Annotated in this window: 21 protein-coding genes and 1 pseudogene; 12 read left to right on the top strand and 10 right to left on the bottom strand. The window is 71.7% G+C overall.

What is annotated here, in order from left to right; genetic code table 11:
• The first annotated feature begins 68 nt into the window (after positions 1-68).
• Positions 69-914 carry a BPL-N domain-containing protein gene (locus ACIA8Q_RS11675; protein WP_360207107.1) on the top strand — a complete coding sequence of 282 codons (846 nt, stop codon included), beginning with the start codon at positions 69-71 and terminating at the stop codon, positions 912-914.
• Here the strand turns inward: ACIA8Q_RS11675 and ACIA8Q_RS11670 are convergent.
• The 3 genes from ACIA8Q_RS11670 to ACIA8Q_RS11660 form a co-directional block, all read right to left on the bottom strand.
• Positions 899-1,363 (bottom strand): NUDIX domain-containing protein, encoded by a 465-nt coding sequence (locus ACIA8Q_RS11670; protein ID WP_360207104.1) that lies wholly within the window; start codon positions 1,361-1,363, stop codon positions 899-901. The two genes, ACIA8Q_RS11675 and ACIA8Q_RS11670, sit on opposite strands and share 16 nt — an antisense overlap.
• A gap of 77 nt (positions 1,364-1,440) precedes the next feature.
• On the bottom strand, positions 1,441-1,686 hold the full coding sequence (locus ACIA8Q_RS11665; protein WP_360207101.1) for a hypothetical protein: 246 nt from the start codon (positions 1,684-1,686) through the stop codon (positions 1,441-1,443).
• A complete protein-coding gene (locus tag ACIA8Q_RS11660) occupies positions 1,686-1,886 on the bottom strand; it encodes a hypothetical protein (RefSeq protein WP_396317066.1) in 201 nt (66 codons plus the stop codon). Before ACIA8Q_RS11660 ends, ACIA8Q_RS11665 begins: the two co-directional genes overlap by 1 nt.
• Positions 1,887-2,004: 118 nt before the next feature.
• Between ACIA8Q_RS11660 and ACIA8Q_RS11655 the strand changes: the two genes are divergently transcribed.
• The 3 genes from ACIA8Q_RS11655 (at position 2,005) to ACIA8Q_RS11645 (ending at position 3,773) form a co-directional block, all read left to right on the top strand.
• A complete protein-coding gene (locus ACIA8Q_RS11655) occupies positions 2,005-2,841 on the top strand; it encodes a helix-turn-helix domain-containing protein (protein ID WP_387902704.1) in 837 nt (278 codons plus the stop codon).
• Positions 2,825-3,037: a DUF397 domain-containing protein gene (locus ACIA8Q_RS11650; protein ID WP_360207094.1), complete on the top strand. Its 213-nt coding sequence runs from the start codon at positions 2,825-2,827 to the stop codon at positions 3,035-3,037. Before ACIA8Q_RS11655 ends, ACIA8Q_RS11650 begins: the two co-directional genes overlap by 17 nt.
• 145 nt (positions 3,038-3,182) lie before the next feature.
• Complete coding sequence (locus ACIA8Q_RS11645) at positions 3,183-3,773, top strand: DUF5919 domain-containing protein (RefSeq protein ID WP_396317065.1); 591 nt, start codon at positions 3,183-3,185, stop codon at positions 3,771-3,773.
• A gap of 208 nt (positions 3,774-3,981) precedes the next feature.
• On the opposite strand, the gene ACIA8Q_RS11640 is transcribed toward ACIA8Q_RS11645, so the two are convergent.
• A complete protein-coding gene (locus ACIA8Q_RS11640) occupies positions 3,982-4,965 on the bottom strand; it encodes a GNAT family N-acetyltransferase (protein WP_396317064.1) in 984 nt (327 codons plus the stop codon).
• Between the two features lie 49 nt (positions 4,966-5,014).
• Positions 5,015-5,179, bottom strand: a pseudogene (locus ACIA8Q_RS11635) (IS256 family transposase); the annotation flags it as partial.
• Positions 5,180-5,215: 36 nt separating this feature from the next.
• On the opposite strand from ACIA8Q_RS11635, the gene ACIA8Q_RS11630 reads away from it, so the two are divergent.
• The gene (locus ACIA8Q_RS11630) at positions 5,216-5,419 is read left to right on the top strand and encodes a DUF397 domain-containing protein (protein ID WP_360207089.1); all 204 of its coding nucleotides are present in this window, start codon (positions 5,216-5,218) and stop codon (positions 5,417-5,419) included.
• Positions 5,420-5,857: 438 nt separating this feature from the next.
• Positions 5,858-6,373 carry an RICIN domain-containing protein gene (locus ACIA8Q_RS11625; protein ID WP_360207086.1) on the top strand — a complete coding sequence of 172 codons (516 nt, stop codon included), beginning with the start codon at positions 5,858-5,860 and terminating at the stop codon, positions 6,371-6,373.
• Positions 6,374-6,858: 485 nt separating this feature from the next.
• Here ACIA8Q_RS11625 and ACIA8Q_RS11620 read toward each other — a convergent pair whose 3' ends face one another.
• The gene (locus ACIA8Q_RS11620; protein WP_360207083.1) at positions 6,859-7,308 is read right to left on the bottom strand and encodes a carboxymuconolactone decarboxylase family protein; all 450 of its coding nucleotides are present in this window, start codon (positions 7,306-7,308) and stop codon (positions 6,859-6,861) included.
• 83 nt (positions 7,309-7,391) lie between these two features.
• Here ACIA8Q_RS11620 and ACIA8Q_RS11615 point away from each other — a divergent pair, with 83 nt between their 5' ends.
• From ACIA8Q_RS11615 to ACIA8Q_RS11605, 3 genes are all read left to right on the top strand, one after another.
• Complete coding sequence (locus ACIA8Q_RS11615) at positions 7,392-8,270, top strand: sigma-70 family RNA polymerase sigma factor (RefSeq protein WP_360207080.1); 879 nt, start codon at positions 7,392-7,394, stop codon at positions 8,268-8,270.
• A gap of 142 nt (positions 8,271-8,412) precedes the next feature.
• Positions 8,413-8,991, top strand: a complete 579-nt coding sequence (locus ACIA8Q_RS11610) for a GNAT family protein (protein ID WP_360207077.1) — start codon at positions 8,413-8,415, stop codon at positions 8,989-8,991.
• A gap of 147 nt (positions 8,992-9,138) precedes the next feature.
• Positions 9,139-9,918 (top strand): hypothetical protein, encoded by a 780-nt coding sequence (locus ACIA8Q_RS11605; protein ID WP_363363441.1) that lies wholly within the window; start codon positions 9,139-9,141, stop codon positions 9,916-9,918.
• Between the two features lie 169 nt (positions 9,919-10,087).
• Here ACIA8Q_RS11605 and ACIA8Q_RS11600 read toward each other — a convergent pair whose 3' ends face one another.
• Together ACIA8Q_RS11600 and ACIA8Q_RS11595 are read right to left on the bottom strand one after the other, a co-directional pair.
• Complete coding sequence (locus tag ACIA8Q_RS11600) at positions 10,088-10,483, bottom strand: S24/S26 family peptidase (protein WP_360207072.1); 396 nt, start codon at positions 10,481-10,483, stop codon at positions 10,088-10,090.
• 229 nt (positions 10,484-10,712) lie between these two features.
• Complete coding sequence (locus tag ACIA8Q_RS11595) at positions 10,713-11,288, bottom strand: NUDIX domain-containing protein (protein ID WP_396317063.1); 576 nt, start codon at positions 11,286-11,288, stop codon at positions 10,713-10,715.
• A gap of 153 nt (positions 11,289-11,441) precedes the next feature.
• On the opposite strand from ACIA8Q_RS11595, the gene ACIA8Q_RS11590 reads away from it, so the two are divergent.
• Positions 11,442-11,663, top strand: a complete 222-nt coding sequence (locus ACIA8Q_RS11590) for a hypothetical protein (RefSeq protein WP_360207067.1) — start codon at positions 11,442-11,444, stop codon at positions 11,661-11,663.
• A 41-nt stretch (positions 11,664-11,704) separates the two neighbouring features.
• Here the strand turns inward: ACIA8Q_RS11590 and ACIA8Q_RS11585 are convergent, their stop codons facing one another.
• On the bottom strand, positions 11,705-12,727 hold the full coding sequence (locus ACIA8Q_RS11585; protein WP_396317062.1) for a DUF5937 family protein: 1,023 nt from the start codon (positions 12,725-12,727) through the stop codon (positions 11,705-11,707).
• A 211-nt stretch (positions 12,728-12,938) separates the two neighbouring features.
• Between ACIA8Q_RS11585 and ACIA8Q_RS11580 the strand changes: the two genes are divergently transcribed.
• Positions 12,939-13,331: a peptidoglycan-binding protein gene (locus ACIA8Q_RS11580; RefSeq protein ID WP_396317061.1), complete on the top strand. Its 393-nt coding sequence runs from the start codon at positions 12,939-12,941 to the stop codon at positions 13,329-13,331.
• Positions 13,332-13,470: 139 nt separating this feature from the next.
• Here ACIA8Q_RS11580 and ACIA8Q_RS11575 read toward each other — a convergent pair whose 3' ends face one another.
• Positions 13,471-13,797 (bottom strand): rhodanese-like domain-containing protein, encoded by a 327-nt coding sequence (locus ACIA8Q_RS11575; RefSeq protein WP_360207058.1) that lies wholly within the window; start codon positions 13,795-13,797, stop codon positions 13,471-13,473.
• A gap of 37 nt (positions 13,798-13,834) precedes the next feature.
• On the opposite strand from ACIA8Q_RS11575, the gene ACIA8Q_RS11570 reads away from it, so the two are divergent.
• Positions 13,835-14,449 (top strand): TetR/AcrR family transcriptional regulator, encoded by a 615-nt coding sequence (locus ACIA8Q_RS11570; protein ID WP_396317060.1) that lies wholly within the window; start codon positions 13,835-13,837, stop codon positions 14,447-14,449.
• The last annotated feature ends 147 nt before the right edge of the window (positions 14,450-14,596 follow it).

Below are 14,596 nucleotides of genomic sequence, written 5' to 3'. Positions count from 1 at the left end.
CCGTCGGCATGCGGTCGACACCGCGTGCCGCGGCAGGGCCAGGGGTGTCGACGGTGGGGGCGCGGGCGATGAGGCGGATTCGACGGGCAGCGGCGGCCCTGGCGGTGGCGGTGGCGGTGTTCACGGCCTCGGCGTGCAGCTCCTCCCCCGCGCCACCGGCCCCGGCCGCCCCGGCTTCCTCGGCCTCCCCCGAGTCCTCCGCGGACGGCACGGACGACGACCCCGCCGGTGACCCGGGCGGGCACCCGCTCGCCCTCGTCTACCGCGGCCCGGCCGCCTGCGACGGCTGCCCCGAGGCCACCCGGCAGCTGCTGGAGCACGACGGCTACGCCGTGCACTACATCGGGCCGCAGGAGCACCTGCACTTCGGCCCCGGCGCGCTCGACCACGCCGCCCTGTACGCCCAGCCCGGCGGCACCAACGGCCAGGAGGTCGGCACCGCCTGGCGCCTGCTGCGCCAGGAGCCGGGCTTCACCCCGGACCTGGTGCGCGACTACGTCCGCGCCGGCGGCCGCTACCTGGGGCTGTGCATGGGCGGCTACCTGGCCGGCGACCCGGGCTACGACCTGCTGCCCGGCGACTCCGGCCAGTACATCCGCACTCCGGGCGCCACCGTCACCGACGACCGGGACCACCTCGTCGCCGTCGCCTGGCGCGGCCGCCCGCAGCGGATGTACTTCCAGGACGGCCCGTACTTCGACGTCGACGGCCCGGGCGTGGACGTCCTCGCCCGCTACGGCAACGAGCGCGCCGCGGCCGTCGTCGCCCCGTACGGGTCCGGGCGGGTCGCCGTCAGCGGCCCGCACCCGGAGGCACCGGCGGACTGGTACCGCGACTACGGGCTGCCCGACGAGTCGGCCACCGGCCAAGCCCTGGGCGAGGACCTCCTGCACGCCCTTCAGGCGGCCCGCTGACCGAGTTGGAGGAGGGGGAGGGAGCGTCCGGAGAGGGCCTCCGTGAGGCGGGCGGCCTGGGCGGGGGCCATGGTGTCGGGCAGGCGGCGCACGGGGACGAAGCGGGCGCCGAGCAGGGCGCTGCGGTGGCGGGGCGGGACGGTGAGGCGCTCGGTGGTGACGGTGCCGCCGTCGAAGACCAGGGCGAGGCGTTCCAGGTGGCGGTCGGCGGGGGTGAAGTCGACGGCGAGGACGGCGGTCAGGTTCAGGGTCAGGCCGGTGTCGTGGTGCAGGTGGCGGGCGGCGGCCAGGTGCGGGGGCTCGTTGGGCCGGGCCGGGCCGCCCGGGAGGATCATGCCGTCCAGGTAGTCGGGGTCGACGAGCAGGACGTCGCCGCGCAGGTTGCGGACGAGGGCGAGGCAGCCGAGCCGGCACACGGGCGGCTTGGCGAGGAGGCGGGGATCGCGCATCAGGGGGTCATTTCCTCAGGGCGACGAACAGCAGGAGCAGGGCGAAGCAGGCCCACCAGAGCAGACGGGCGAGGAGGTCAGTCGTCATACGTCAGGCGCTCGTAGCGCAGCCCCTTGCGCAGCAGGTCGACGATGCGCAGCACCTCCGACGCCCGGGCCGCCCCCAGAGCGACCAGGTAGCAGCCGGTGCGGCGCCCGTACTCCCAGTCCACCTCCGCGGAGGGCAGCGTCACCCCGCCCAGGGCGAGCACGGTGGTCAGGTCGTCCAGGGCGTCGGCGGCCTGGCGCCGCTGGTCGGCGGTCACGCGGGAGAGGGTCGACATCAGTGCTCCCCCGGCCGCTTGTGCATCTCGAACACCCGCCAGGCACTCCAGGCATCCGTGAAGGAGGAGAACCCCTTCAACCCGCCGGAGTCCTGGCACAGCCACTCCCCCGTCATCTCGTTCCGCACCCGGTAACACCGCTCCTCGGGGTCCCACCGAACCCCGTAGCCATGCAGCTCGGGCACTTGGTCATGCGTCATGGGAATAACCTTCCGCAGCCGATCTTTCACGCTCTGTGTGGAAAATGGTTGCGGAACGACCCCCTCGCAGGGAAGGATCTGAAGTCGCCAGTTCAGCATGGTTCAGTTGGGAAGCATCATGAACCGTAAGGATCTTGATCCCACGTCATCTCCCTATGCGGCCCTCGGGATCCAGCTCCGCCGCTCACGCGAGGCACGCGGCCTGACCCAGACGGAGCTCGGAGAGGCCATCTCCTACTCCGGCGCCTACATCTCCAGCATCGAGCGCGGCATCCGCCCGCCGAGCCGTCGGTTCGTGGAGGTCGTGGACGAGTACCTCACCACCGGTGGCACGCTCGCCCTCATGCTTGACCAGCTCGAACACAGCATCCTCATAGAAGGTTTCCCCGAGTACGCCGAGCGGGAGGCGGAGGCCACTACGGTCCGGCTGTTCGAGATCGGAGTAGTTGCAGGACTGCTTCAGACTCCAAACTACGCAGCCGCATACGAGCAAGCACCCGTGAGACGGGGGACAGTTACGCAGCAGCAGGCCGACGAGCGCATGCGCTTTCTCCTCGCCCGGCAGGAGCGGCTCAACCAGTCCTCGCCCCCCTTCGTCCAGGCTGTGCTAGACGAATGGAGCTTGCGACGCCCAGTCGGCGGGCCGACCGTGATGGCCAACCAGTTGGCACACCTGGAAGAACTAGCCGGCCGCCCAAACATGACCATCCAGGTGGCCCCGATCGGCCTTGGGGAGAGTCGACCGTTCGCTCACCCGGTAACCCTGCTGACGATGCCGAACCGCTCGTTGCTCGGGTATTCGGAGAGCCACCAGCGCGGTTTTCTCGAGCGAGATGCCGAAACCCTGGCAGGCTGGGCCAGAGACTACGATCGGCTGCAAGCCGAGGCGCTGCCGCTGGCCGCGTCACTTGAGCTGATCCGCATAGTACGGAAGGAATTTGAAAGTGCATCTTGACCTATCCAGCGCCCGCTGGCGCAAGAGCACGCGCAGCGGACAAGGCGGCCAGTGCGTCGAAGTCGCAGACGGCTACCAAAACATCGTCCCTGTCCGCGACTCCAAGGATCCCCACGGCCCTGCCCTCCTTTTCCATGCCGACGCCTGGCAGTCCTTCGTCACCGCCGTCCGCACCGGCGAGTTCGACGCCCACTGACAGCAACACCCACCTCGCCGCCCCACCCACGGGGCGGCGAGGCGATCTGAACTCCCCCAGCAGGTTCAACCCGACCAGGGCAAACGGCAGCACGGCACCAGGCTTCTCCCCCAACGGCCTTCTCTACCTCAAGGTTGGTGAACGAGTGGTCTGGTCCGACACCCACCACATGAACCTCAAGGCCGGCCACGACCGCGAGGTGCTCGCGGTCTACCCCTACCGTTCGGCCTGCCCGAAGTCGGTGTGGGCGCAGCTGATCGCCGAGGCCAGTGCCGACGTCTTCCTCTGCGGGTACACCAACTACTTCGTCTGGCTGGAGCAGCCAGCCCTCCTGCAGACTCTCCGCCGCAAAGCCGAGAGCGGCTGCCGCATCCGGTTCCTTCTCGGAGATCCCGGCTCCGAGACGACCCGCAGGCGTGAGCTGATCGAGGATGTTGCCCTCACGGTGTCCACGCGGATCAGGGTCACCCTGGAGAACCTGGGCAAGCTCTCCGACACCGAGGGCGTCGAGGCCCGCTTCAGCGCGGAGGAGGACGGTCCGAACCATGTCGGCCTCTCGGTGTTCCGCTTCGACGATCACGCCCTCGTCACCCCGCATCTCGCCCGGGCCGTCGGCCACGACTCACCGATGATGCACTTCCGGCGCAGCGAGGAGAACGGCATGTTCGACCGCTTCTCCGAGCACGCCGAGGAACTCTGGTCCCGGGGCCGCGACATTCGATCCGACTCCACCTGAGGTTGAGCGAATCCGCCGCACCAGCCGGCTCACGGCGAAATCGGCTGCCGCGCCTGCGATCCCGCCGTCCGCACCGGCGAGTTCGACTGAACCGGCAAGCCACCGCCGGAGTGGGAAGCCTGGGCAGGGGTAGCTCTGGATGGCGCAGGAGGGCATGACATGGCCGACGACAAGTGTGGATCGACCGGACAGTCCAACGGCTGGTCGATCAAGCGAGCGGCTTGCGGTAGCGGACATACTCGTTCTGTCTCCGGAACCCCACGCTCTCGTAAAGATCGTAGGACCGGTGGGGATTTGCCGTGCCCGTGTACAGCCTGGCCGTCGTTGCACCCTGCTCGCGAAGGCTTCGCAGCCCTTCCAGCAGCAGGATCCGGCCGATTCCGAGGCGTCGCTGGTCCGTTCGGACGCTCAGTTCTTCCACCTCGCCCACGGTGTGGTCGTGGTTGCGGATGGAGCACAGGGCCACGCCGAGCATCTCCTGCCCCCTCCAGGCAGCCCTCCAGCATGCCGGGTCGGCGGTGTCGACGAAGTCCTGGAAGGTCCATTTCTGAGTGAAACCGGTTTCCGCGTACGACTCGACGACCGTCCTCCAGGCCGCGCGGTAGTGGCCGGTCCCGATCGGCCCCGTCCGTATCCCGGCCGGGAGTTCGCTGCCTCGTTCGGGCAACTGCTGCAGATCGCCCAGCTCCAGCTCGACCAGGCTGAAGGCGCGTCGGTAGCCGGCTGCGAGCAGAAGCGCCGTGGCGTCCTGCTCGGAGACCATGGCGTTCGCACCGATCACTGCAGTCCGAGCCGTGCCATGGTCTTCGGTGAGCCGGCCGATCCGCTCTTCGGCCCAGCGCAGCATGGCTGACCCGATGCCCTGGTCGCGATGCTCGGGCAAGAGGTAACCGCGGTGCAGGTAAAGCCACGTATCGTCCCGCTCCTGCCACCACCGGATCGTCGAGTAGCCGACGACGCTCCCGTCGCGTACCACCAGGACCTGGTTCTCGGACGGCTCGTCCAGCTTGGCAGAGGCCTCGGCGATCTCGGCCGCTGTCGGGAGCCCTTCCACAACCGAACGGGTGTCGACCCCGTCCCGTTCGACACATCCCAGCCGCACCGCGGCCATGGGACCGTGGTCCTCCTCACCCCGATACGGCCGGAACCCGAAGCCGGCTGGGAGGTCCTGTCCTGGCGTGTCATCCGACATGATCGGATGATCTCCAACTTCGAGGCAGGTCCGCCACCCTGTTCATGCTTCATACTGCGGTCGTGTTCGACCGTTCCACGAGATAGCCGCGTTCGAAGTGGGCTCCGGCTCGGACGAGAGCGACGAGGTGGGGCGCATTCACGGCTCGCCAGCGGGTCTGGTGAGGAGTGGGAAGTCGGTCTCGCCGACTTCCCACTCCCGGCCCTACCGTGATGTGAGCCTCAGCAACGCTCGATCAGGAGGGCACCGGATGAACGACACCCACCCCACAACCTGGCGCAAGAGCACCTACAGCGGTGGGTCAAACGGCTGCGTCGAGGTCGCCGACGGCTACACCGGCGTGATGCCCGTCCGCGACTCCAAGGACCCCGACGGCCCCGCCCTCACCTTCACCGCCGACGCCTGGCGCGCCTTCGTCACCGCCGTCCGCACCGGCGAGTTCGACGCCCACTGACAGCAACACCCGCCTCGCCGCCCCACCCACGGGGCGGCGAGGTGGGACACCAGGGCCTCGTCATGCCGAAGCAGGCCGTCTCGGCCTCCCACAGCTCATGGTGAAGGGCTGCCAGGTCCGCGGCCGGATGGCGATCGGGATCGAGCAGAGTGGTGATCAGCCGGACATTCGTACTGGTGCGTTCGCCGTTCACAGTGCTCGCGGTGACAGAGAAGCTGATGACCCGACAGTCGTCAGGCCCGGGTTCAACATGCCTCTGACCAGCGCCGCTACGCCCTCGTGCGGCAATGGAGTCGTTACGGAACGGTGATCGTTTCGGGCACAACCTTCAACGATGTCAGGTGTTTTACTTGATCTTGGCCGCAGGCCGTCGAGCCCGACGGCCTGCCCACGGCCGGACATGGGGCGTACCGTGTGCTCCGCTCAGGAAAGTTGATTATGCGTAAGTCCATTCTTGCTGTCTTCGCGGCCCTCCTGGCCGCGGTCGTCATGAACGTCTCGATCGCCCCGCAGGCCAGCGCCGCGGACTGGCGGACCCTGCAGAACAAGTACTCGGGGAAGTGCGCCACCCCCAAGGGCAACGGCACCTCCAACGGAACCATCATCACCCTGTGGGACTGCACCGGTTCGCCTCTGCAGCAGTGGGACGTGCAGGTGGCCGGCCCCGGCTATCGGCTCGTGAACCGGGCGAGCGGTAAGTGTCTGACCCCGTACGGCAACGGCTACGAGACCGACGGCGCCGTCCTGACGCTGTGGGACTGCGACTACAGCGGTACCAACTACCCGCAGCAGTTCGGCCTCGACACCGGCTGGACCTGGACCACTTACTCGGGCCCGGACTACCGCTGCCTGACGAACAAGGGCGGCAGCCACGCCAACGGCACCTACCTCACCCTCTGGCGCTGCGCGTCCGACTACCCCACCGAGCAGCGCTGGGTCACTGAGTACGCCTGACCGCACAGGGACTGAAAAGGTCCTCCAGCGCAGCGGCTGGCAACCGGCGGAATCCGGCCGGCACCACGATGAGTGTGGCTCCGCAGCCCAAAGGGTGCGGAGCCACACTCATTCCACCGTCCCTGCAAGCACGTTCCTGCCCGTTCATCTGCTGAGCAACACGGGAGCGACTCCCCGGGCGGCGCGCTCCGGGGGTGGCCGGACGATGCTCTGCCCGTCTCAAGCAGCACCAGCGGCTCGTCCGCCACACCATCCGGTCCGATTCCACCTGAGCTTGCGCGAATCCGCCGCACCACCCAGCTCAGGCGGCGAAGTCGCCTGCCGCGCCTGCGATCCCGCCGCCCCGCCTCCTCTGCTCCATGAGTGGGAAGTCGGCCTCGCCGACTTCCCACTCGAACGGGCCCTGCTGGTCGTCGGGTTCGTGGCCCTCGCCGCGCCGGCCGGCCACCAGGGCGTCGTCCCCCGTGGACGACGCCCTGGTGGGCTCACCAGCTCCTGCCGGCCTGTTCCCGGATCGTGTGGTTGATCCGGTTGAAGAAGCCGGTCATGGCGATCTCCAGGATGATCGCGTTCAGCTGCTCCCCGGTGAAGTGGTCGGCGGCGGCATCCCAGATCTCGTCGGTCACACCGGGAGCGCCGTCCTGGATGCGGGTGGCGGCCTCGGTCAGCGCGAGCGCCGCCCGCTCCTCGTCGGTGAAGAACGGCGTCTCGCGCCACGCGACCACGTGGTGCAGTCGCTCGTCCGTCTCCCCGGCCTTCTTCGCGCCCGAGACGGTGGCGAACACGCACGGCGCACAGCCGTTGATCTGACTGGCGCGCAGGTGGACCAGCGACAGGAGGCGCCGGTCGACACCTCCGGCGGCTATCGCCCTGTGGAGGTGCTGGATCGCGGTCATCAGGTCGGGGTTCATCGCACCCTTGAGGCGTGGTTCCATCAGTCCTGCTCCTTCAGCGGTTACCCGGGCCCGTCCGGACCCGTCATCACCCATGACGGAACGGATTCGGGGAAGGTAACAACATGTTCGAGACCGGCTCGACGGACCCGGTGGCCCAGGCGTTCGAGTCCCAGCGCGACCGGCTGCGCGCGGTCGCCCACCGCGTGCTCGGCTCGCACGCCGACGCCGAGGACGTGGTCCAGGAGGCCTGGCTGCGCCTCTCCCGCCAGGACGCGGCGGTCATCGAGAACCTCTCCGGCTGGCTGACCACCGTGGTCGGCCGGATCAGCCTCGACGTCCTGCGCTCGCGCCGGACCCGCCCAGAGGCGTCCTACGACGACCGGCTGCCCGAACTCGTGGTGACGCTCGACGACGCCCCCGCCCCGGACGACGACGCGGTGCTCGCCGACTCGCTCGGGCTCGCGCTCCTGGTCGTCCTCGACTCGCTGCGGCCCGGCGAGCGGCTGGCGTTCGTGCTGCACGACCTGTTCGCGGTGCCGTTCGACGAGATCGGGCGCATCCTCGGCAAGTCCACCGACGCCGCCAAGATGCTCGCCAGCCGCGCCCGCCGGAAGGTTCGGGCGACCGAGCGGCCGACCCGCGCGGGCCGGGAACAGCGCGAGGTGGTCGACGCCTTCCTGGCGGCGGCCCGCGGTGGCGACTTCGACGGTCTGCTCCGCGTGCTCGATCCCGAGGTGAGGCTCACCGTCGACACCCCCGGCGGTGTGGTCGTCACCCTCGGCGCCACCAAGGTCGCCGCCGGCGCGCAGCTGGCCGCCGGCGCGGCCGCCCTGGGCCGGGCGGCGCTCGTGGACGGCCGTCCCGGCGTCCTCTCCTGGCGCGAGGACGGCACCCCGCTCTCGGTCCTCGCGTTCACCGTCACCGACGGCCGGATCACCGCCATCACGGCAGTGGTCGACCCGGCCAAGCTCGCGCGGATCGACCTGCCTGCCCCTGCGTGAGCGGCCTCGTCACGCCGCCCGCCCGTCACGCCGCCCGCCCGTGACGCCGCCCGCTCGTGACGCTCGACCAGGACGCCGGCCTGGCGCGAGGGCCGGTAAACGGGTTGGCGGTGGCGGGCGGGTGGCGGTCATGATCGCTGCCATGTCTACGGAGATCTCCTTCGCCGAGAAGCCGACGCTCGCCGGCCAGCGCGTGCTCCTGCGTCCGGTCTGCACGGCCGACGCGCTGGTCGCGGTGGCTGCCGACCCCGAAACGGATCGGCTGACCGGCACCCACGAGGTCTTCGGCCTCGAAACGCTGGAACGCTGGTACGGCTCCCGGGCCGAGCACGCCGATCGGCTGGACCTGGCGATCGTCGAACGGGCCACCGGCACCTGTGTCGGCGAGGTCGTGCTGTCGGAGCTCGACGCCCGCAACCGTTCCTGCTCGTTCCGGATCAGCCTGTTCGACCGCCGCTCCTTCGGCCGCGGGCTGGGCACCGAGGCGAGCCGGCTCGTCCTCGCCCACGCCTTCGAGGCCATCGGCGTGCACCGGGTCGAACTGGAGGTCTTCGCCTTCAACCTGCGGGCCCACCACGTCTACGAGAAGCTCGGTTTCGTCCACGAGGGCACCCGGCGCGACGCGCTGTGCTGGGACGGCGCATGGATCGACGCCCACACGATGGCCGTCCTGGCCCCCGAGTGGACCGTGCACCGCGGCCACCCGCACCCGGCGAGCTGACGCCCTCCCCCGGGCGCAGCGCACCGCCCGCCGGCTCCACCCCGCTGCACGGGAAGTCGGTCCCGCCGACTTCCCACGCTCCCCCCGGGCGCCCGGCCTCGCGCAAGGGCCGGTAAACCCGTTGGCGGTGGCGGGCGGGTGGCGGTCATGATCACTCCCATGCCTACGGAGATCTCCGTCGCCGACGCCCGGCGTGCGTGTCGTACCTCGCGCATGAGGGTGGACGAAGGCCGGATGCGGTTGCGGGTGACGAGCCATCCTGTCGCCGATCCCGGATCCGGTCTCAGCCGGATCCTGAGCACCGGCCCCATGCTCCGCAACACTTTCGTCCACCCTCCCGACCACCACGTCGGGTATCTGCGCGCGAGCCGCGCCGATCTCCTTCGGCTCGGTGCCTTGTTCCGCGTCGCCGCGGCGAGCTCGCACAGCGCGATCCACATCCCGGTCCCGCCGGGCGCCCGACCGACGGCCCCGGCCGGCGGCGACACCCGTCCGCTGCCCGTGCTGCTGGCCCGTGAGGACACGGGGCTGCGGCTTTCCGACTGGCCCGACCTGCGGCACAGGATGCGCCGTTCCTCGGCGCCGTTGAGCGTGACCGCCCCGGCGGCACGGGCTTCGGACCGTCCCGACGACGTCCGTCGCCGAGCCGATCGCCATCCCGCCCGATTCGCCGAGCGCGCCGGGACGATCGTCATCACCGCCCGCGCCGAAGTCCTGTTCTGGATCGGCGACTGGCTCACCGCGGTCGGCGACCGCGTCGCCCAGGACCCCCACGTCCACCGGCACGGCGAGAGCTTCCTCGGCGACATGGTCGGCTTCTTCGACCCCGGGCGCACCGACCGGCCCATGCACGCGTTCTGCGTCGTCGCCGTCGAACCGATCTTCCACCGGGACCGCTGGCGCAGGCAGCGGGCGCCCACCGGATAGCCCGAGGCCGGGCATGCCGTCGTTCGGCAGGTGGCGGGCAGCTGTCCTGGGCTTCCGCTCCGGGGGGGCGACGGCGAACACCGCGGTCTCCGGCGAGGCGTCGAAGACCACCGTGTGCAGCGCGGACATCAGGTCGCGGGGCGTGGACGACCGGCTGGGGCACACACCGTCAATTCGGGTTGTGCGAGGAGGGCTTCTGCCCGGGAGTTGCCGGAGAGGTGGCCCCGAGCGTCTTTCCCGCCGCCCCGGCCCGGGTCGCACCCTCGACCGCCAGACAGATGCCGAAGACACGGTCATGGCCGGTCCAGCCGTTGACGCGTCCCCGGTTGTTGCTGATCTGCACCCGCTTCCGGGGCTGGTCCACCGCCGAGACCACATGCAAGTACACGGTCCCGGCGACCCGCGCGAGAACGATGTCTCCGACGTCCAGCTTCGACGGGTCGACCGGCGCGACGACCACCTGTTGCCGACTGCGTATCAAGGGAACCATCGAGGAGCCACTCGGTCGGAACTCCACGGTCGCCCCGCCGGCGACTCTGCCTGCGACTGCATCCAACATGCCCATCCGCCGATGGTGCCCGACCAGGCCCCGCCGCAGCGAAGCATTTCCGCTGCCGCTGACGGCGCGGCACGCCGGCAGCGGCACGTCGGCAGCAGCGCCGCGGCGCCGCTGCGGACATCGGTGCCTGGGCCGCCGGGCAGGTGGAACACGGCGCGGGCCGTGCTCGAGATGATCACCGGGCAGGGGTGAGGAGCCGGCCGGACGACCCGGCCGGTCAGGGCCACCGACTGCCCTACCCGGCGGACTCGGTGCGCCCGGCGGGCCCGGTGCGCAGCGTCGCGGCGTAGGCCGCCGCGTCCGCGGCCAGCTCGGCGCGGGTGGCCGAGAGGACGCGGACCTCGCCGCCGGCGCGGGCGGCCAGGGCGGCGCGCAGCCGGGAGAGGCGCAGGGCGCCCGTGTAGGCGGGGAGGTCGGCGGGGGCGACCCAGGCGGCGTCGCGGATCTCGTCCGGCTGGAGGCGCAGCGGCGGGTGGGGAAGCGGGACGGTGCCCAGGTCGAAGTAGAACTGGACGCCCGGCATGTTCGGCAGGTCGCTGCCGTCGCCGCTGGCCCAGGCGATGTGGAGCAGCCGCCCGGCGCTCAAGCGCAGCCCCGTCTCCTCCAGGAGCTCCCGCTCCGCGGCCTGTTCGGGGGTCTCGCCGGGGTCGATGACGCCGCCGGGGCAGCCCCACGGCTCACGGTTGAAGCTGCGGACGAGCAGGATGCGCCCGTCCGGGTCGGTGACGAGGCAGGAGACCGCGGGGAAGGCGCGGGCGATGCCGGGGAGGTAGGCGGGGACCTCGGCGGAGGCGGATCCGGGGTGGGGCATCGTCTGGGCTCCTCGCATGGTTCGTTGCTTGTGCACGTCCGCAGGTGGCGGAGACGCCGCAGGAGGCCCGGCCAGTTCGCCGGACGGCCGGGAACGGGCACGGACGGCCCGGTGGCGGACGGCCGGGCACCGACGGGCGCTAGGGTCGGCGCCATGACGCACAGCATCGTGGATCCGGCGACGCTCACCCCGGAGATGGCCGCCCGGATCCGGACGTGGCGGGTCGACGAGGAGTACAGCTGGCGTGCCGTGGCCGAGGCCGCGTCCGAGCTGTGGGGCTCCGAGTGGGGCAGCAACCAGCTCTTCGGCGCGGACCTGTGCGAGGCCGCCGCGCGGGTGCTGGGCGAGGACCCCCATCGGGAGCCGTGGAACTGAAGCCCGCCGGGTGGCTCCGCCGGAAGCCCCTGGGGCCCGCCTCAGCCCTCGCCGCCGCCCGCCAGCTGGCGTGACGCGCTCTGCGCGGCGTCCGTGATCCCGCCGCGCAGCAGGACCTCGCCCAGCAGGGTGAGGTGGTGCACCACCGTGCCGCCCCGGCGCTCCTTGGCGATCAGTCCGGCCTCGGCCAGGATGCTGGCGTGCTGGCTGGCGGTGGCCGGGGCGAGGCCGAGGGCGGTGGCGAGGTCGCTGGTGCTCAGCGGGCCGTCGGCGGCCAGGATGCCGAGGGCGGCCGCCCTGGTGCGGCCCAGGAGGGCCGTCAGGGCCGGGCGTGGGCCGGGCCGGTCGTCGGTGAGCGGGCGCTGGTCGGCGGGCACGGGGTAGATCAGGACGGGCTGCGCGCCCGGGGTCTCGAGTGCGGCGACCACCGGGCGGCCGGGGGCGAAGACGGCCGGCTGGAGGAGCAGGCCGCGGCCCGCCGGGTCGAGTTCGACGGGGCAGCGCGCGCCGGGCAGGCGCAGGAAGGGCCGCTGCCAGCGCACGGCGGGGTGCAGGGTGGCCAGCACCTCGTCCAGGCCGGCGGTGGCCAGCTGCCGTGTCCGGTAACGGTGTTCGGCGGCGACGAGGGAGTCGATCCGCTCCCAGTACGGGGTGATCGCCGCCGTCTGGTACTCCGCCGTGAGGTCGCCGAGCAGCAGCCGTGACCTGCGGTCCCCGGTGGCGAGGTCCCGGGCGAAGGGCGTCAGCCGTCGCAGGCGTCCGAGCCCGCCCAGGTAGTGGCGGCCGGCGCGGTCCAGCCCGTCCGCGGTGGCCTCGGCGGTGTCGCGGCCGTCCTGCCGCACGGTGAGGAACTCCGGGACGGCGGTGGCCGAGAACAGGTCGAACAGCATCGCCGAGCGCGGCTTCCAGCGCCGCCCGAGCTGCTCGCGCCACTGGCCGAGCCGGTGCTCGGTGCGGCGGGTCGCCAGCAGGTGGAGGCTCAGCGACAGCTCGGTGGACATGTCGGCCGTCGGCGCGATCCGGGTGCGCGCGAGGTCCTGCTCGGTGAGGTGGATGGTCAGCACCCGCCGATCCTGGGCCGCGTGGCCGGCCCGCGACAAGGGGCCCGGCGGGGGTCCGGCGGGGGTCCGGCGGGGATTCGGCGAGGGCCGAAACCCTGGCCCCGGGGCACGCGGCTGACGCATCGTCATCGGCATCGCAACCGAGACGTCCCGGCGGCGGGGGCGGGAGATCCGCCGCCGGGACGACACCGTGAAGATCCGAGGAGAGACCACCATGCGCATGCACACCTGGACGCGCCGCGCCGCCACCCTGGCCGTGGGCGCGGCCGCCGCCCTCGCCCTGACCGTCGGCTCCGCCAACGCCGCGGGCAGCATCTCCAAGGGCATGTCGGGCCCGAACGTGAAGTGCCTCCAGCTCGCCCTCAACGACGTGGACGCCGCGGGCCTGGAGCCGGACAGCAGCTTCGGCATCCTCACCTACAACGCCGTCGTGGACTTCCAGGACTCGCACGGCCTGCGCGGTGACGGCATCGTCGGCCCGCTGACCGGCGGCGCCATCAAGTCCGTGATCAGCACGCGCTACAACGCCGGGCACGGCAACGACGACCCGCTGCACGGCGAGCTGGGCGACTGGCTGTCGGGCTGCAGCAGCCGGCTGCCGGGCTGATCCCGGGACGGCCGGAGCGAACGGCCCGGGCGACCCGGCACCGGCCGCTCCGGCGCTGCGGGGAGCGGGAAGTCGGCGGGGGCGACTTCCCGCTCCCCCGCCTCCGGCCCCACGCCCCACCCTCCCGCCCCGCTCCGGCTCAGGCGGTCTCGACCGGCAGGCCCGCCTCGACCCAGTCCTGGATGCCCTCGCGGTACTTGCGCACGTTGCGGTAGCCGAGGGCGGTCAGCCGGTCGGCGACCTGTCCGCTGTTGGGGCACGCGGGGTTGGAGCAGTAGGTGACGATCGCGGCGTCGAGGTCGGGCAGCAGCGCGGGGGCCTGGGCGTCCACGTCGGCGAGGACGAGGGCCAGCGCGCCGGGCAGGTGCTGCTGGTCGTAGTAGGCGCCGCCGAGCGCGTCGACGACGGTGACGGTGTCGGCTTCGATCGCCGCGGCCAGGTCGTCACGGGTGATGAGTGCGGTCATGTCGCTACCTCCGAAGGAATCGGACTACAGTCCTCTTATGGCTCACGACAGTAACGGACCGCAGTCCGGTTCTGCAATCCCCCTCGACCTGCTGCGCACCCCGCCGCCCAAGGAACGCGCCGACGCGGCCCGCAACCGGGCCGCGGTCCTGGACGCCGCCGCCGGGCTCTTCGCCGAACTGGGCGTCGAGGCCGTGTCCATGGACCAGATCGCCGCGGCCGCCGGCGTCGGCAAGGGCACCCTGTTCCGCCGCTTCGGCGACAAGTCGGGGCTCGCCGTCGCCCTCCTGGACGCCCGCGAGCGCGTCCTCCAGGAGGGGATCCTGCACGGGCCGCCGCCGCTCGGCCCCGGAGCCCCGGCACCCGAGCGCCTGACCGCGTTCATCGACGCGTACTTCGACTACCTGCTGGAGCACCTGGCGCTGGTCCGGATGTCCGAGACCGCCACCCCCGGCGCCCGCTACCGCATCGGGGCCTACCGGTTCTGGCACCGCCACCTGGCGATCCTGCTCGCCACCGCCCCCGACCCCGACCAGACCGCCCACGCCCTGCTCGCCGCCCTGGCCGCCGAGCACGTCGCCGCGCTCCTGCCCGAACTCGGCGAGCAGCGGATGCGCAGCGGCCTGATCCGCCTGGCCCGCAGCGCGCTGTGACGCCCCCGGGGGCAGTCCGGCGGGCGGCGGCGGGGGCGCATCGGCGGCCCGGTGAACCGGTTGCGCCTGAGCTTCGCCATGGAGCATTCCTTCCCCAACTCCCGCTCGCCGTGCGGTGAATGCGCACCTCCGCACGGTGCGGCCCGG

The organism is Kitasatospora sp. NPDC051705 (assembly GCF_044453265.1).
Taxonomy (GTDB): domain Bacteria; phylum Actinomycetota; class Actinomycetes; order Streptomycetales; family Streptomycetaceae; genus Kitasatospora.
Note: the sequence above shows the minus strand (reverse complement) of the source record. Positions and strands in the feature narration are given on the sequence as shown.

Coding starts and splice junctions, on each gene's coding strand:
- ACIA8Q_RS11675 (WP_360207107.1), top strand. CDS start 69: ATGAGGCGGATTCGACGGGCAGCGGCGGCCCTGGCGGTGGCGGTGGCG.
- ACIA8Q_RS11670 (WP_360207104.1), bottom strand. CDS start 1,363: ATGCGCGATCCCCGCCTCCTCGCCAAGCCGCCCGTGTGCCGGCTCGGC.
- ACIA8Q_RS11665 (WP_360207101.1), bottom strand. CDS start 1,686: ATGTCGACCCTCTCCCGCGTGACCGCCGACCAGCGGCGCCAGGCCGCC.
- ACIA8Q_RS11660 (WP_396317066.1), bottom strand. CDS start 1,886: ATGACGCATGACCAAGTGCCCGAGCTGCATGGCTACGGGGTTCGGTGG.
- ACIA8Q_RS11655 (WP_387902704.1), top strand. CDS start 2,005: ATGAACCGTAAGGATCTTGATCCCACGTCATCTCCCTATGCGGCCCTC.
- ACIA8Q_RS11640 (WP_396317064.1), bottom strand. CDS start 4,965: ATGTCGGATGACACGCCAGGACAGGACCTCCCAGCCGGCTTCGGGTTC.
- ACIA8Q_RS11630 (WP_360207089.1), top strand. CDS start 5,216: ATGAACGACACCCACCCCACAACCTGGCGCAAGAGCACCTACAGCGGT.
- ACIA8Q_RS11625 (WP_360207086.1), top strand. CDS start 5,858: ATGCGTAAGTCCATTCTTGCTGTCTTCGCGGCCCTCCTGGCCGCGGTC.
- ACIA8Q_RS11620 (WP_360207083.1), bottom strand. CDS start 7,308: ATGGAACCACGCCTCAAGGGTGCGATGAACCCCGACCTGATGACCGCG.
- ACIA8Q_RS11615 (WP_360207080.1), top strand. CDS start 7,392: ATGTTCGAGACCGGCTCGACGGACCCGGTGGCCCAGGCGTTCGAGTCC.
- ACIA8Q_RS11610 (WP_360207077.1), top strand. CDS start 8,413: ATGTCTACGGAGATCTCCTTCGCCGAGAAGCCGACGCTCGCCGGCCAG.
- ACIA8Q_RS11605 (WP_363363441.1), top strand. CDS start 9,139: ATGATCACTCCCATGCCTACGGAGATCTCCGTCGCCGACGCCCGGCGT.
- ACIA8Q_RS11600 (WP_360207072.1), bottom strand. CDS start 10,483: ATGGGCATGTTGGATGCAGTCGCAGGCAGAGTCGCCGGCGGGGCGACC.
- ACIA8Q_RS11595 (WP_396317063.1), bottom strand. CDS start 11,288: ATGCCCCACCCCGGATCCGCCTCCGCCGAGGTCCCCGCCTACCTCCCC.
- ACIA8Q_RS11590 (WP_360207067.1), top strand. CDS start 11,442: ATGACGCACAGCATCGTGGATCCGGCGACGCTCACCCCGGAGATGGCC.
- ACIA8Q_RS11580 (WP_396317061.1), top strand. CDS start 12,939: ATGCGCATGCACACCTGGACGCGCCGCGCCGCCACCCTGGCCGTGGGC.
- ACIA8Q_RS11575 (WP_360207058.1), bottom strand. CDS start 13,797: ATGACCGCACTCATCACCCGTGACGACCTGGCCGCGGCGATCGAAGCC.
- ACIA8Q_RS11570 (WP_396317060.1), top strand. CDS start 13,835: ATGGCTCACGACAGTAACGGACCGCAGTCCGGTTCTGCAATCCCCCTC.